The following is a 15,023-nucleotide window of genomic DNA, read 5'->3' as shown; positions in this document are numbered from 1 at the left end:
GTAAGCTGCCAGATTGCTACAAGTGAAGGCATCATATTGCACATGCGTGTGCACAAAACCCTCCTCACCCAAAACCGTGCCCATCCTTGTGTTGTAAAGGCTTTGCCTTGCCAACTGCAGCATGGGCGGCCAGAATATGCCTTCTTAAATCCACTCCCCCGTCTTAGCCCGCCATGAATTCCATTCGCCATCAAGCCCTGCGCGCACTACAAGCGGGCCATCCTAGCGATAAAGTTGCGCTGGTCCATGCTATTGAAGATGTACATCCACTGCAGTCTGATGAAGACATTATCGCCATCGGCCAAACGCCAGGCCTTTGCGATAAGCCGCCCTTGGTGCCACCAATGGATGTGCCCCGGCGCAAAATCAATACGCCAGAAGGGCACGCCGCTCTGGTGCATGCCTTGGCGCATATCGAATTTAATGCGATTAATTTAGCGCTGGATATCCTTTGGCGCTTTGCTGGTCAGCCTGAAGATTTTTATCGGGATTGGCTAAAAGTAGCGCGGGAAGAGGCTTATCATTTTTCATTGCTGCAAGCGCACTTACTTACGCTGGGCTACGCCTATGGCGACTTTACGGCGCATAACGGCTTATGGGATATGGCAGAAAGAACCAAGGGTGATCTGCTGGCTAGGCTGGCGCTGGTGCCACGCACCTTAGAAGCACGTGGCTTAGACGTTACCCCGCAAATTCGCGATCGGCTCAAGCATCGCGGCGATATAGCTGGCGCAGCCATTTTAGATATTATTTTGCGTGATGAAGTAGGGCATGTGGCCATTGGCAATCGCTGGTATAAGGCGCTGTGTGATGAAAGAGGGCTAGAAACTATTGCTACTTACGCACAATTGGCTTTGCAATACCAAGCCGCAAAACAGCGTGGGCCATTTAATTTAGAGGCGCGCAGAGCTGCGGGGTTTAGCGAGGCAGAGTTGGCGGCATTACAGTTACCAGATTAATGTTTTGCCTTTGGGTTCACCGGAGCGGGTGCTGCTGCAGGCTTAGGCTTGTTACGCTTGGGGATTAACTTTTTAAGATCAAAGGCGCCGGTCGCCACCACACCCAGCCCACCAGCAATAAGCAAGATATACCACAGGATGATAGTGCTGCCTGTGGGCTGCATAATCGTGCTGGCATAGAGCATTAATTCGGCAGCGGCGGCAGCCGCCAGTAAGAGTAATAAACTGGATAAAAACCAAGCCAGTAAGCGTAATTTGGCAAAGTTGGGGGCTAGCGTCAGCAGAACATAGCCACCAATACTAAAGACTGGGAATACGATCCAAAGCCCGATACTTGGAGTGATTTCAACAATGCCTAGGGGCGCGATCAGTAAGAGGCTACCCGCCAATAGGCCAAATACAATCAGCAAACTGCCAAATAATAGTAATGCCATGAGGCTAGCCTCCAGATTGAAATGCTCATCTCTTTATAGACTAAGTGCCTATTCTGACACACTCAATAAAAAGGCGATTAAAACCCGACTATGCCGAGTTTTAATCGCCTTTATTGATGGCTGCTAATCTGAGTGATTTATTTTACAATCACATTGCTAAAGTCCTGACGGCTAAATGGGCTGATTTTATAGCCGCTTACATTGGGTTTAGTCAGTACCGCAGCAATAGGATGGGCTAATGGAATCCATAATGCTTGGTCATGAATAATTTTTTGCGCGGCTTCATAAAGCTTGGTTCTTGCCGCTTGATCGCTTGTTTTTTTACCATTGCTAATCAGTTTATCCAGCTGCGGATCGCAATAGCGGGCAAAATTAAGCCCAGATTCTACCGATGAGCAGGCAAATTGTGGCGTTAAAAAGTTATCTGGGTCGCCATTGTCGCCACTCCAACCCATAAATAACAGATCGTGCTCTCCTGCCTTTGCGCGTTTAATTAGCTCCCCCCATTCAATGACTTTTAGCTCAGCTTTTACGCCTACTTTGGCTAAATCGGCTTGCAGCATTTCGCCGCCTGCGCGTGGATTAGGATTGAGCGTGCTGCCCGCAGGGCGTATCCAAATGGTGGTGCTAAATCCATTGGGAAAGCCTGCCTCCGCAAGTAATTGTTTGGCTTTGGCAGGGTTGTAGTTGTAGTCCGCTAAATTGATATAGCTCCAAGTATTAGGCGGATAAGGGCCGTCGGCCGCGGTGGCCGTGCCATCAAAAACTTGTTTTAGATAGGCTTTTTTATCAAATGCGTAATTTAATGCTTGGCGCACTTTTACATTATCAAATGGCTTGTGCTGGCTATTAAAGGCAATAAAGGCCGTAGAAAACGCTGGAGTATCAATAACCTGCAGGGTTTTATCTGTCCTTGCCGCTAATACATCTTGTGGCTTAGGTGAGAGGGCAATTTGGCACTCGCCTGCTTTGAGCTTTTGCACTCGAATGGCGGCTTCTGGGGTAATGGCATAAATCAGCTTATCAATTTTAGCTTTATTGCCAAAATAGTTTGGCGCGGCATCAAAGCGAATGCTGCTGTCTTTTTGATAGCTCTTTAATATAAATGGCCCCGTGCCGATGGGCTTGCTATTTAAATCGGTGGTTTTACCTGCTGCTAATAATTGATCGGCGTATTCGGCGGAATAAATAGAAGCAAAGCCCATGGTGAGTAAGGCAGAGAACGTTGCCTCTGGCGCATTTAAATCAAAGCGCACGGTTTGCGCATCAATTTTTTTTACCGCTTTTATATGCTTAGGTAGTTGAAATGTTTGCGCATGTGGATAGCCATTTACGGCGGTTTTATGCCATGGATGATTAGCATCTAACATGCGGTTAAAGGTAAAAACTACGTCGTCGCTATTGAGCGGGCGGCTAGGTTTAAAGTAATCGGTGCTATGAAAGCTAACATTTTTTTTAAGAGTAAAGGTGTAGCTTAAGCCATCTGGGCTAATTTCCCATTTTTCGGCAAGGCTTGGCACCAGCTTGCCAGTGGCTGCATCGTAGTCAATTAATCGATTAAAAATAACGTCAGCTGATGCATTAGTGGTAGCCAGTGAGTTGTATTGAACAACATCAAAGCCATCTGGGCTGGCTTCGGTGCATACCGTGAGCGGCTTGGCTTCTACGGTAACAGCCCAGAGTAAAGCAAATATGGGGAGCGATGAAATCAGGCGCATGGCAGATTCTCGATGGGTGATTTTTAGATAATACCGTGCTATTCATGCTTTAAAAATGATTGTTTTGATATATAGATAGCTTTGAATTGCTTTTTTGACTCTAACATTTACTTTCTACTTAATCTGCAATGTCTTTCAATTATCTAATTTTGGCTTGCGGCTAGCAGAGCTGCTCAATCGCTAATCCCATAGCACTATCGGCATCTTTTTTTAAAAACTCTTTCCCTCCGCGTAAATTTACTGATAGTTCTGGCTGGCCTTGCTCATCAAATAGGAAGGTGCGGATAGGGGAAACGGTCTTTTTGCTGCAATTGATTTGAAGATCGGATTCGATACGGGTGATGTTGCCATTTTCAGTTGGCTTAGGCTCGTGCAAATCATTACGGATGCGCGTCGTAATGATCGCCCCTTTACGAAACTGGGTGTCTATTACCGAAATGGTATTGCCACTACTGGTATGGCCTAGTTCCTTCCACGCTGCGGCGTAGCTTGGGGTGCTAAGACTCAATAAAAGGATGGCGTAGAGTTGATATGTTTTCATGGCGGGTTTCGCTTGGCGTATAGGCTGAGCTGATCTTAAAAGAATCTAGCGAGCGCGGCGTGCGCCAAAGTACCCAAGGGGAAAAAACACGCTGAGCTGGGGGGGGGCGTGGAGAGGTGATTTTTCTATTGCAAGCGTTGAAATATCTTAGGGTGGGTGTAAGCAAATCCTATCAACCTAGGCACAGCATGTAGGGTGGACAAGGTGGTTTATCTTGCCTACGCGGATCACACAGCGTGGGCAAAAAACGCGCCCACCCTACTATGTTTTCAATGCTTGCAATAGTGCAATCCAAGTTGAGGCCTATGTAACAATTAAAACATTCCCCTTAAGTTGATAGGATTGGGGCTGAACCCACTGCTTATTATTTTTTTCGCTGGCGATGTAAGGTCTGTGCGCTATGCCAGCAGGTCAGCATAATGGCTAGCCAAATGGGGATATAAGTGCCTAGGCCAGCGGTGCTAAATGGCTCGCCAAGGATAAACAGCGAGATCATAAACAGCATGACGGGCTCTACATAACCCAAAATGCCGAGCAGGCCAATGGTCAGTAATTTACTGGCCATTAAATAACAAACAAAGGCCGTTGCCGTCATGATGCCAAGGCACGGGAGGAGCACCCAGAGAATGGGCGTGCTGTGCAGGGCGGCTGTTGCGGCTGGGTGCAGATAAACTAAGGCAACCGCTGCGGGTAAGATAAACAGCGTTTCTAATAAAAAGCCACTAAATGGATCAAGGTGCAAAGCCCTGCGTATCATTAAATACGGTGGGTAGCCTAAAGCGGTGACGAGGGTTACCCAAGAAAATGCACGAGTCAGCCAAAGCTCGTGCATGACACCAAGTAGCGCAAGAAAAACTGCAATCCATTGCAAGCGACTAGGGCGTTCTTTGTAAACAAAAAAGCCGACCAGCACCATCACTAAGGGCAATAAAAAGTAGCCGAGCGAGACCTCTTGTAAGCGGCCTTCTAGCGGAGCCCACATAAACATTAGCTGCTGAATCGCCAACAGCAATGCATTAACAGGTAGGGCCAGCCATAGGATGGGCTCGTGCTTAAAGCGTGCTAAGGTGCTGCGCATCTTGGGGCCATGCTTTAGCAGTGCTAAAAGCAGCAGCATGGCGGGTACGGTCCAGATTACACGCCAAGCAAAGATATCTAAGCCGTGCAAAGGAGTAAGTTGGGTGCTAAACCAGCCTAAAACTGAAAAAACCAGTGAGGCAATCAGCGAGAGTAGTAAACCTTGACCGGATAACATAAATGTTTTTTTATTTGCGTTGGTGCGGGATAATACCACTTGTCGTGTAAGAACCGCTGTCACGGTTATCCCTTCTATTAATAAGAATAGTCATCAATATATAATGCGCGCCGACTTAAAGAACAGATTGAAAAATGCTAAACTGCAGCGGTTGTTTAATATAATTTGCTGTTTTTTTGCGACTTAAGCAATAAATGATGACTTGAAAGCGTGTTCGTAATGCTTAATATAATTATATTAGCAAGCTCGTTTTGTTAACGATGATTTATTGATTGGCTGATTATTTAATTTTTTCTAGCTAGTAAAATAAACAAAATAGACATAAAGTTAATTTAAGTAGTTGAGTTTAAAAAAAGCATGATCTTTAATGCTTAGGGGATTCACTTTATATCCTAATGCTGTAATAAAACCACCATTTTAGTGGCACAAATATTGTGTGATCTACATCTTTATTTTTTATGCAGGATGGTAAGGTCTTATTTTTTTGCATACTATTTGTTGGAAAGGCCAGCCTTTTTAGGGTAGACGTGAGCGCCTACTATATAAAATATGTGCGTCACTCCGCTTGTTTTTGTTATTTGTAATACATTTTTGCTTGGACTTTATTTCATAATTTATATGAGTTTGAGTGTTTTATCGTTGTATGAATTTTTTATTTGTCTAATTAATCTGCTGGGTTTTATTTACAGCTCATTTTTTTCTTTTGCCCGTTAAGATGGTAAATCGCTATATCTTGTCATTGACTGAGAATTAAGCCATGGTAATCACAGATCTTGCTCCACTGCCTTTATGGCGTCATTTCGACACAATTTGTCGCTTCCCTCGCCCTTCTCGGCATGAATCTGCTTTGCGTGAGCATATCTTGTCGTGGGCATTAGGCCGTGGGTTGGCGGCGCAGTTGGATAGTGGTGGAAATTTAATTATTCGCAAGCCCGCATCTCCAGGGATGGAAGATCGGCAAGGTGTGGTTTTGCAAGGTCACCTCGATATGGTGGCGCAAAAAAACGCTGGGCACACGCATGATTTTATGACCGATCCTATTCGCACCCGCATCGAAAATGGCTGGGTGCACGCAGAGGGTACTACTTTAGGTGCAGATAATGGGATTGGAGTAGCGGCTGCCTTAGCCATGCTCGAGAGCAATTTGCCACATGGCCCACTTGAAGTATTGCTGACTATTGATGAAGAAAGCGGCATGACTGGCGCTCGATCTTTGGAGGCGGGTTTATTGCAAGGCCAGTTATTATTAAATTTAGATACAGAAGAATGGGGAGAGGTTTACGTTGGCTGTGCTGGCGGGGTGGATGTTAGCTTGGGGCGTAAATTAAGCACCGAGCCACTGGCGGCGGGTTTTGATGTGTTTGAAATCGGCTTAACTGGTTTAGTTGGCGGCCATTCAGGCGTGGATATTCATTTAGAGCGTGGTAATGCGATTCGCTTATTGGCGCGGGTAATGAACGCTGCCAGCCGCGAGATTGAAGCCAAGTTAGTTTCTTTCAATGGCGGCACTTTGCGTAATGCGCTAGCACGCGAAGCTTTCGCTAAAATATCTGTTGCAGCCTGTGATGTGCCGCGCTTGGCTGAAATTGTCGATGGCTATCAAGCGCTATTTCGTGATGAATTAGCCGGTACCGATCCAAATCTGACGATTAGCCTAAAGCCAGCCACTGCCGATATCGTGCCTATTGCGGCTCATGCTCGATTAGCGCTGGATCTGCTATTGGCCTTGCCACATGGCGTGCGCTGTTGGAGTAAATCTTTACCTGGCGTGGTAGAAACCTCTAATAATCTGGGCGTAGTCAGCGTGGATAATGGGCGTTTTGAAGCGGTCTTGATGGTGAGATCACTCAAAAATATCCGCATGCGCGAGCTGGCTGATGCGATTACGGCGGTAGGCCGCTTGGCGGGTTGTGTAGTAGAAGAAGAGGGCGAGTATCCCGGCTGGACACCCGATCTAAACTCAACTGCCTTGGCGCTGTTACAAAGCACCTATGAGCAGCGTTATGGCAAGCAGCCCGCCGTGCAAGTGATTCATGCGGGCCTTGAATGTGGCTTACTTGGCGCTGCTTATCCTAATATGGATATGGTGTCTTTTGGCCCTACTATTCGTGGCGCGCATTCTCCTGATGAGCGGGTAGAAATTGCCTCGGTCGCGTCATTTTGGGAGCTGCTGGTTGATGCCCTAGCTGCCGTGCCTAAGGCATAAGCGCTGGATATAAAAAAGGCCTGCTCTTTTAAAGAAGAGCAGGCCTTTTTTAATTAAGATGCCAACTTTAGCCCAACAACACCGCTAACAATTAAGCATAAAAAGAAAATTCGAGTTGATCCTAAGGGATCACCAAATAGCATAATGCCACCAATGGTTACCCCTACTGCACCAAGCCCTGTCCAAATGGCATAGGCTGTGCCCGCCGAAATACCTTTCATTGCATAAGACAACAATGCCATATTTAAAAAAGATAAAGCAATCGATCCTGCTACAGCCCAAGGATTAGGGTGTAATTGAATATATTTTAGGGATAATGCCCAGATAATTTCAGTAAAAACGGCAACGCCTAATACCAACCAATAACTCAACATAATAAGTGCCTTGCACACCACGGGCTAATAGACACACCCCATATCGGAAACCCGGAAGAAATACGGAGTAGGCCATTGTTACTTAAATCAGTTGCTGATTTAAGCCAATAGCATCAGCTAAGGGTGGGCATTTTCTGTGAATCACCACCTCATATCAAGGGAAATAGTGGCTTGATAAACGCAAAAAAGCGAGCAAAGCTGCCCGCTTTTTTGTGATAACACCGCTAAATTACTTGCTGGCGTTAATAATATAGTGGGCCGCTGCAGCAAATTCTGCATCTGAGCCGCTATAGCCGCCTTTAGGTGGCATTGCGTTTAAGCCTTTTGTGGCAATGGCAATGGCGTTATCTACACCATCTTTCAAGCGTGGAGCCCAAGCGGCCTTGTCGCCAAACTTAGGCGCACCCGCTATGCCCGCAGCGTGGCAAGCCATGCATACTGAATCATAAATTTCTTTACCCTTAGTGGCTGGATCTACTGCGCCACCTGCTGCTGCACCCGCTACTTTAGGCTCTTCAAACTTAGCGCCACCTGCATTTGCCATAAATGCAACCGCACGTTTGACTTCATCATCAGATAAATCAGCCGCACCACCTTTAACAGGCATTGCATTAAAGCCTTTGATGGCGTGAGTCCAAAGGGTTTCAAAGCCTTTAGAAATACGCGCGCCCCAAGCACCGGCATCGGCAAACTTAGGAGCGCCTGCTAAGCCCGTGCCATGACAGGAAATACAGACCGCTTCGTAAACTGCCTTACCGCTTTTAGAGCCAGGAGGGCCACCATCCACAATCTTGATACTGCCTACGGGCTGTAAGCGTGCGGACACTGCTTCTGTAGTCATGGTCGAGCGTGTGACATCAATGCCACTGCCTGACGTAAATAGCTTGATAAGCAGATAAACAAATAGCGGTACCCCAATCACTGCCGCCAGAATCATGCCAGCAATGCCCTTTGACGCTTTCACGTTGCTACCGCTCATTGTCATCCCTTTTTATGTAAGTTCATGAGTTGGAAATAAAACCATATATTATTGACGGGGATTATACCGACATTTTGTAGCAAGCAACAAAGCCTACACATAGACTGATGCGCATAAACACGTTATTATTCGCTCCTTCCTCAAGTGCGCTCATAGCTCAGTTGGATAGAGTGTCAGTTTCCGAAGCTGAAGGTCGTAGGTTCGATTCCTACTGGGCGCACCAATCAAATCAAAGGTTTGCACTGCTTTAGGCAATAAAATAAAGCAGCAACATCACCTCATCGCTGTATAAATTCTCATCTAGTAACCCTAAAGTAATCATTGGCTTTGCTGTTGCATATCGCAGCGATATCGCTGATTTTTCAAAAAGCCGGCTGATTATTTCTGTACTGAGTTGCTCAGTTATTGATTACTTTTATAGATTAGCCAAGATGTAATCAATCAATCGATCAGGTTTATCGGCTGCTATGGCTAATTTATGCTTGTAAGCGAGCTTAAAAATGAGGCAGAGGATGATCTTGCCTTATGCGAGCTTAGCTGTGGGTTTTTGTAATTTATTGTCATATCCCGCATGATTTTCACTTTTTAAAGTGCCTAATACCTGATCGCTAACATAATGCATGACAAGTTTTCATAAGTTTTAAGCGCGCTAAAAAAGCGTCATACCGAGTGTTTTGCCGGGGATCTAAGTGGTGTAGCTGGATTTTTGCCCCAGACTAAAGTGAAGCTCGAAAAAACGATCGGATCTCATCATCCGCGCCTTGTATTATTTAGAAATATAGATTTTTTGAGGCTTCCTAACGCTGCCGAGGGCAGGCTTGAACGCGGGAATGGAGATGCTGATTTCCTTAATGCCCATTAACTTATGACGCAGTACTTACTTTAAATAGGATTTAATAATCTGCAGTAGCACTTCTGAATCTTTTTGCCTTAGGGCTAGGTCTGGCTCTTGCACAATATGCTCCGTTAAATGGCCTTCAATCACCGCAGTCATTAATCCATTTACAGCGCCACGAATAGCGGCAATCTGCTGAAGAATGGCTATGCAATCTGGGTCTTCATTGAGTTGTTTTTCTAGCGCGGTGGCTTGGCCCTGTATGCGCCTAACGCGCGTAAGTAGCTTGGCTTTATCTCGGTTTGTGTGCGCCATATGGGCTGATCTCTGTATACAAAAACGGAGTGCAGATTAGCATATTTATACTGGGGGGTAGTATCATGCAAAGATCAAAACGAATGCTAAAACCCCCATGACTGACTTTTCTACTCTTTTGCAGCAGGGAAATGCCTGGCTGTTTATCCCCAGTGCCATCTTACTGGGGGCCTTGCATGGGCTAGAGCCTGGGCATTCAAAAACCATGATGGCTGCTTTTATTGTTGCGGTGCGTGGTACGGTTGCTCAGGCCGTGTTGCTTGGGCTCTCGGCTACGCTTTCGCATACGGCGGTCGTTTGGGCGATTGCTATGGCGGGTTTGTATTTTGGGCAAAGCTGGAATGCAGAGGCCACTGAGCCTTATTTTCAGCTTGCTTCCGCCGTGCTGATTATTGCGGTTGCAATATGGATGATGTGGCGAACATGGCGGCAGCAGTTTATTGCCCACGATCATAACCATCATGACACCAAGCAAATCGATACAGGTCATGGACTGCTTAGGTTAGAGGTATTTGAAGACGGCGTACCGCCCCGTTTTCGTGTACTTAAAGAAAGCGCGCAAGCCACAGCTTGGAGCGCAGATCAGCTGCATATTGAAATAGAAAGAAGTGATGGTCAGCGCCAGCATTTCACGTTTATCCAGCGCGATGGCTTTGTAGAATCTGAGCAAGAAATCCCTGAGCCTCATGAGTTTATCGCCCGTTTACGCTTAGGCCACGCACACCATAGCCATGAGTATGAGGTAGAGTTTACCGAGCACGATCATCACCATGCAGATGATCAGGGGCTGGATGTTTCGGCTGCCGGCTATCAAGACCCGCATGAGCGTGCACATGCCAATGATATTCGTCGCCGTTTTGCCGATCGGCAAGTCACTACTGGCCAAATTATTATGTTTGGCCTTACTGGTGGGCTGATCCCTTGTCCTGCTTCTATTACTGTGCTGCTGCTGTGTTTACAGTTAAAGAAAATCGCCCTTGGCGCTACGCTAGTGCTGTGTTTTAGTATTGGATTAGCTCTGACGATGGTGGCTTCTGGCATGCTGGCTGCGCTGAGTGTTAAACACGTGGCCACCCGCTGGAATGGTTTTGGTGAGTTTGCCCGCAAAGCGCCGTACTTTTCTGGTGGGCTGATTTGCTTAGTTGGGCTTTATCTTGCTTATCAGGGAGCGTATGCCCTGATGTAATTCAGATTGGCAGCTGGCCTTGCTTTGGTCTTTATCCTTTTACCGCAGAAGTAATATCAGTGAAATCTATGGCTTAAATATCGCACCAAGAACCCTGTTAATAGCGCTGCGGCTAAGGCGGGGGCGAAGGCGAGCAGGCCTATTTGGGTGGCTAGCGGTGTCCAGACTAAAAAGAACACGCTAAAGCCGGTGAGGCCGATTAAAAATCCCCTTAATTGCAGTAGCAAAGGGTTGCGGCCTGCGTTGGCAAGGGTAAATGCAGGAATAACGGTGGCGGCCACCGGAAACCCCGCCAGCACGCCCGTCATGGTGCTGCCCAGCATTAAAGACACGCTAGATAAGCCAAGCACTAGCAATAGCGCCGCCAGCATACGGGCGTAAAGCTCAATTTTAGGCAGCGACGAGCTATTGATCGCCTGTGGGCGCGGGATAAAATAAATGGCAATCCACAGCCCAGCCAGCACGCTGACGCTAACAAAACCGGACGACGCTAGCCCGCTGCCAGCCAGAGCAAAAGCCACCGCTAAATAGGCCACCCATCCGGCGATAATCGTACCCTGCCAAGCAAAATAGCGGCTGGCATGGGCCAGCACCAGCATATACACCACATTAGCCCACAGCCCCGCCGATGCCGACCCTGCCACTTTGATTGCATATTCTGGGCCATGCTCTAGCCACAGCGTGAGGATAATTGGGATAGCAACCAGCGGTAGACCGCCCAGCAGCCCAGCAATCTGCGGCCCCCAACGCCGCCCAGCCAGACTGGCCGCGGCAATCAGCAGTGGGGCGGCAAAGAGTTTAACGATTAAGGCATTTGCTGGCATGAGCGCTCGTTGGAAAGAAGGTGTGGGGTGGGCATGTTTTTATACCCATGCATTAAATCTGCATGGCAATGTGCTGTAGGGGCACAACATGCCGTGCTTTTGGTGAATGTATGGGTGGGCACGGCCGCCCCTCAGTATTACGAGCCACGCATAAACATTTTATCCAGCTCGTTCAGCGTCATTCTGAACCAAGTGGGGCGGCCGTGATTGCATTGGCCGCTGCGTTCGGTGTTTTCCATTTGGCGCAGTAGGGCATTCATTTCGGTAATGGTTAGGCTGCGGTTGGCACGTACCGAGCCGTGGCAAGCCATAGTGGCGAGTAGTTCATTTTGCCTGCCTGCCAATACTTCGCTCGCGCCTACGGTACGAATATCTTTGAGCACGGCTTGCGCCAGCTCGATGGGGTTAGCGTCTTTCAGCAGCATGGGCAGGGCGCGGATGGCAAGCTGGGTGGGAGATTGCACCGAGATCTCAAAGCCAATCGCTTCCAGCGTGGCCGCGTTGTCTTCGACTGTGGCCACATCGTGTTTATCCGCAGGAAAAACATGCGGGATGAGCAGTGGCTGGGTGGGCATTTGTTGCAGATCAAGAGCGTTTTTAAGTTGCTCATACACCACCCGCTCATGCGCGGCGTGCATATCTACCACGATTAGCCCCTCGGCATTTTGCGCCAAGATATACACACCGTGCAGCTGCCCCAGTGCAAAGCCGAGTGGCGGAACGGTATCTGAGCTGCTGGCACGGGAAGGCGCTGTGGATGCAGGGATTGCCGCGGCGGGCATCAATGCACCGGCAGGGACGGCTGGGGCAAATGTGTGCTCTTGGACATCTGAACGCGTGGGCACAGGTGCCCACCCTACATGATTGACCGCGCCCGATTCATGGTTTTGGCCGTGTTTCAAATCACCAAACATCGTTTCATAAAATGCCATCGGGGCTTGTATACGTGGCTGTAGCGGGATATTGCCCTGCTTGCGCGCCATTTCTGCATAATTTTTAGGCGCCATGGCTGGGGCGGGGGCCATGACGCTAGAGTCTGGTGCGGCAATTTCGCCGGTTTCAGGATCGATGCCCGCAGGCGTTGTGCCCGCGCGGGTACCTGCGAGCGCTTTTTTTAGGCTGGTGAGCATAAAGCGGTAAATCGCTTGCGATTCACGAAAGCGCACTTCAATTTTGGTTGGATGAACGTTAACATCCACCCCTTCAGGATCAAGCTCTAAAAACAAGCAATAGGCGGCGTGTTTATCGTGGTGCAGCACATCGCGGTAAGCTTCACGCAGTGCGTGTTGCACCACTTTATCCCGTACAAAGCGGCCATTTACAAAGAAATACTGCGCATCGCGGCTGGATTTACCCAGCGTTGGCGAGCCAGTAATTCCCCACAGGCGTAAGCCGCCAAATCCTTCATCTACCTGCACGCCTGAGGCTACAAACTCATCGCCTAAAATCGCCGCCGCGCGTTTGGCTAAATCACCCGGCAAAAGGCGCAGCTGGGCGCGGCCATTATGGGTGAGAGTAAATTGCACGCCAGGGTTGGCTAGCGCTAGCCGCTGCACCATATCGCTGCAATGCGCAAATTCGGTGGATTCTGATTTTAAAAATTTACGCCTAGCCGGTACTTGGTAATACAACTCGTGAATTTCAATCGCGCTACCTTGGCTGAGCGATGTTGGCTCGGGCTCGCTGACATGGCCATTATCGGCATCTACCCGCCAGGCGTAATCAGAGCCTTCTTCCCGGCTGCTGAGTGTAAGCCTTGAAACCGAGGCAATACTCGCCAGCCCTTCACCCCTAAAGCCCAGTGTGGCCACTTTTTGCAAATCATCCAAATCACGGATTTTACTGGTGGCGTGGCGGTGCAGCGCCAGTGGCAGCTCGTCTTTGGCAATGCCGCAGCCATCGTCAATCACCTTAATCAGCTTAGTGCCACCCGCCAATAGCTCGATATTTAGGCTTTGGCTGCCTGCATCTAGGCTGTTTTCAAGCAGCTCTTTTAGCGCAGAAGCAGGGCGCTCTACCACCTCACCCGCGGCGATTTGGTTGATTAAATGGTCGGGTAATTGCTGGATACGTGGCATAGGGGCGGGAGTGTGTTGATCAGGTAGCCGCGATTATACCTGTGTATCTGCTGTAAGCCTTGGGCACGATTGCCGCACTGTTGGGCATGGCATTGGATTACTGATTAGGTGCGGTGATTTAGATTAATTAAACTGATTATGTCTCCTGCTCAATAACGCCGATGTAAACCTATTTTTTAGAACCACGCTCTGTTTTTGGATTGCTAGGGCAGGTGTAACCGGCGAACAACACTGAATAAAGACGCGGGTTGCACCCCAATCCTATCAACTTAAGCAATATGCTATTTGTAGGGCGGGTGCAACCCGCGAGTAGTGCTGAAAAAAACGCGGGTTGCACCCGCCCTACGATATTGATGAGGCGTTTGACTAAGAGACATAATCAGGTAACTATTAATTGCACTTATTTGCTGTAATTTTGCTTTTTTATGGATTGAACTGCACAAAGTGATTAATGGTAATTTTAAGCAATTTATCATTTTATGGTGGAAAGTTATTAAAAATAAGCGCAGTCTTTATGTTGTTAAATAAATATTACGTAGCTTATTTTTTAACTAAAGAATTGTTTGGATACATAACGTAATATTAGGAGAGTTAATAGTTAAAAACTTAATAAGTTTAAAGAATAATAAGCGCTTATCTTTGTAAGAACTTATCTGAAATTTATCCAATTAGGAGTTTAATTATGCGATTACGTTCAACGATTCTGGTGCTAGCCACCATGCTTTCTTTGCCAGTATTGGCAGATTCTGCAGTAAAACAAAATAATAGCGCTTCGGCGGCGGATCAAAAAACACCCGCAGAGCGCCGTACAGAAATTGATCGCACTGCTAGCGATACACTGGCACAAGTTTATAAAAAATATCCTAAAGCTAAGTCTCAAATTGCTAAAGCACCAGCCTATGCGGTGTTTCGCACGGGTGGTTTTCAGGCCATGTTTGTTGGGGCCGGTGGTGGGGATGGGGTAGCGGTTGCATCGGGCAAGCGTACCTATATGAATATGCTGCAGGGTAAATTGGGCCTAGGTTTAGGCGCTAAGGAAACCCGTGAGGTTTGGGTGTTTACCAGCACCGATGCCTATAATAAATTTGTTTCATCCGGTTGGAGCGCAAGCGGAGAGGCAGGCGCAGCGGCTAAGCTAGGCAAAACAGGCGGGCAAATTGCCGGTGCTAAGCATCTGGCAGAAAACGTCTATGTATATCAATTCACTGAAAATGGCTTAAGCGCAGAAGCAACAGTGAATGGCGCTAAATACATGAAAAGTGATGAACTCAATTAATATTTAGAATTATAAAAATAGCCTGCAAAATATTGTGGGCTAT

General features: G+C 47.7%; 13 protein-coding genes and 1 tRNA gene. 5 read left to right on the top strand and 9 right to left on the bottom strand.

Annotated features, from left to right (window positions below; all coding sequences use genetic code 11):
* Positions 1 to 173 precede the first annotated feature (173 nt).
* Positions 174 to 959 carry a ferritin-like domain-containing protein gene (locus R6242_RS08210; protein ID WP_318425918.1) on the top strand — a complete coding sequence of 262 codons (786 nt, stop codon included), beginning with the start codon at positions 174 to 176 and terminating at the stop codon, positions 957 to 959.
* Here the strand turns inward: R6242_RS08210 and R6242_RS08205 are convergent.
* From R6242_RS08205 to rarD, 4 genes are all read right to left on the bottom strand, one after another.
* A complete protein-coding gene (locus R6242_RS08205; RefSeq protein WP_318425916.1) occupies positions 956 to 1,393 on the bottom strand; it encodes a hypothetical protein in 438 nt (145 codons plus the stop codon). The genes R6242_RS08210 and R6242_RS08205 overlap by 4 nt on opposite strands.
* Before the next feature lie 137 nt (positions 1,394 to 1,530).
* Complete coding sequence (locus tag R6242_RS08200; protein ID WP_318425914.1) at positions 1,531 to 3,111, bottom strand: ABC transporter substrate-binding protein; 1,581 nt, start codon at positions 3,109 to 3,111, stop codon at positions 1,531 to 1,533.
* Positions 3,112 to 3,271: 160 nt separating this feature from the next.
* Complete coding sequence (locus tag R6242_RS08195; RefSeq protein ID WP_318425912.1) at positions 3,272 to 3,652, bottom strand: hypothetical protein; 381 nt, start codon at positions 3,650 to 3,652, stop codon at positions 3,272 to 3,274.
* Positions 3,653 to 4,016: 364 nt separating this feature from the next.
* On the bottom strand, positions 4,017 to 4,970 hold the full coding sequence (gene rarD / locus R6242_RS08190; protein WP_318425910.1) for an EamA family transporter RarD: 954 nt from the start codon (positions 4,968 to 4,970) through the stop codon (positions 4,017 to 4,019).
* Between the two features lie 694 nt (positions 4,971 to 5,664).
* On the opposite strand from rarD, the gene R6242_RS08185 reads away from it, so the two are divergent.
* The gene (locus R6242_RS08185; RefSeq protein ID WP_318425908.1) at positions 5,665 to 7,113 is read left to right on the top strand and encodes an aminoacyl-histidine dipeptidase; all 1,449 of its coding nucleotides are present in this window, start codon (positions 5,665 to 5,667) and stop codon (positions 7,111 to 7,113) included.
* 53 nt (positions 7,114 to 7,166) lie between these two features.
* On the opposite strand, the gene R6242_RS08180 is transcribed toward R6242_RS08185, so the two are convergent.
* Both R6242_RS08180 and R6242_RS08175 read right to left on the bottom strand, forming a co-directional pair.
* A complete protein-coding gene (locus R6242_RS08180; protein WP_318425906.1) occupies positions 7,167 to 7,487 on the bottom strand; it encodes a multidrug efflux SMR transporter in 321 nt (106 codons plus the stop codon).
* 229 nt (positions 7,488 to 7,716) lie between these two features.
* Positions 7,717 to 8,466 (bottom strand): c-type cytochrome, encoded by a 750-nt coding sequence (locus tag R6242_RS08175; protein WP_318425904.1) that lies wholly within the window; start codon positions 8,464 to 8,466, stop codon positions 7,717 to 7,719.
* A gap of 146 nt (positions 8,467 to 8,612) precedes the next feature.
* Between R6242_RS08175 and R6242_RS08170 the strand changes: the two genes are divergently transcribed.
* Positions 8,613 to 8,689, top strand: a tRNA-Arg gene (locus R6242_RS08170).
* A 654-nt stretch (positions 8,690 to 9,343) separates the two neighbouring features.
* On the opposite strand, the gene R6242_RS08165 is transcribed toward R6242_RS08170, so the two are convergent.
* On the bottom strand, positions 9,344 to 9,616 hold the full coding sequence (locus R6242_RS08165) for a metal/formaldehyde-sensitive transcriptional repressor (RefSeq protein ID WP_318425902.1): 273 nt from the start codon (positions 9,614 to 9,616) through the stop codon (positions 9,344 to 9,346).
* Between the two features lie 97 nt (positions 9,617 to 9,713).
* Here R6242_RS08165 and R6242_RS08160 point away from each other — a divergent pair, with 97 nt between their 5' ends.
* Positions 9,714 to 10,802: a nickel/cobalt efflux protein RcnA gene (locus R6242_RS08160; RefSeq protein WP_318425900.1), complete on the top strand. Its 1,089-nt coding sequence runs from the start codon at positions 9,714 to 9,716 to the stop codon at positions 10,800 to 10,802.
* 56 nt (positions 10,803 to 10,858) lie between these two features.
* Here the strand turns inward: R6242_RS08160 and R6242_RS08155 are convergent, their stop codons facing one another.
* A complete protein-coding gene (locus tag R6242_RS08155) occupies positions 10,859 to 11,626 on the bottom strand; it encodes a hypothetical protein (RefSeq protein WP_318425898.1) in 768 nt (255 codons plus the stop codon).
* A gap of 137 nt (positions 11,627 to 11,763) precedes the next feature.
* Positions 11,764 to 13,704 carry a DNA mismatch repair endonuclease MutL gene (gene mutL / locus R6242_RS08150; RefSeq protein WP_318425896.1) on the bottom strand — a complete coding sequence of 647 codons (1,941 nt, stop codon included), beginning with the start codon at positions 13,702 to 13,704 and terminating at the stop codon, positions 11,764 to 11,766.
* A 682-nt stretch (positions 13,705 to 14,386) separates the two neighbouring features.
* Between mutL and R6242_RS08145 the strand changes: the two genes are divergently transcribed.
* Positions 14,387 to 14,980: a YSC84-related protein gene (locus R6242_RS08145; protein ID WP_318425894.1), complete on the top strand. Its 594-nt coding sequence runs from the start codon at positions 14,387 to 14,389 to the stop codon at positions 14,978 to 14,980.
* Positions 14,981 to 15,023 lie beyond the last annotated feature (43 nt).

The sequence above is a fragment of the Iodobacter sp. CM08 genome, assembly GCF_033446605.1.
Taxonomy (GTDB): domain Bacteria; phylum Pseudomonadota; class Gammaproteobacteria; order Burkholderiales; family Chitinibacteraceae; genus Iodobacter.
This window is presented reverse-complemented; position numbering and strand designations above follow the sequence as displayed.

Coding starts and splice junctions, on each gene's coding strand:
- R6242_RS08210 (WP_318425918.1), top strand. CDS start 174: ATGAATTCCATTCGCCATCAAGCCCTGCGCGCACTACAAGCGGGCCAT.
- R6242_RS08205 (WP_318425916.1), bottom strand. CDS start 1,393: ATGGCATTACTATTATTTGGCAGTTTGCTGATTGTATTTGGCCTATTG.
- R6242_RS08200 (WP_318425914.1), bottom strand. CDS start 3,111: ATGCGCCTGATTTCATCGCTCCCCATATTTGCTTTACTCTGGGCTGTT.
- R6242_RS08195 (WP_318425912.1), bottom strand. CDS start 3,652: ATGAAAACATATCAACTCTACGCCATCCTTTTATTGAGTCTTAGCACC.
- R6242_RS08185 (WP_318425908.1), top strand. CDS start 5,665: ATGGTAATCACAGATCTTGCTCCACTGCCTTTATGGCGTCATTTCGAC.
- R6242_RS08180 (WP_318425906.1), bottom strand. CDS start 7,487: ATGTTGAGTTATTGGTTGGTATTAGGCGTTGCCGTTTTTACTGAAATT.
- R6242_RS08175 (WP_318425904.1), bottom strand. CDS start 8,466: ATGAGCGGTAGCAACGTGAAAGCGTCAAAGGGCATTGCTGGCATGATT.
- R6242_RS08165 (WP_318425902.1), bottom strand. CDS start 9,616: ATGGCGCACACAAACCGAGATAAAGCCAAGCTACTTACGCGCGTTAGG.
- R6242_RS08160 (WP_318425900.1), top strand. CDS start 9,714: ATGACTGACTTTTCTACTCTTTTGCAGCAGGGAAATGCCTGGCTGTTT.
- R6242_RS08155 (WP_318425898.1), bottom strand. CDS start 11,626: ATGCCAGCAAATGCCTTAATCGTTAAACTCTTTGCCGCCCCACTGCTG.
- mutL (WP_318425896.1), bottom strand. CDS start 13,704: ATGCCACGTATCCAGCAATTACCCGACCATTTAATCAACCAAATCGCC.
- R6242_RS08145 (WP_318425894.1), top strand. CDS start 14,387: ATGCGATTACGTTCAACGATTCTGGTGCTAGCCACCATGCTTTCTTTG.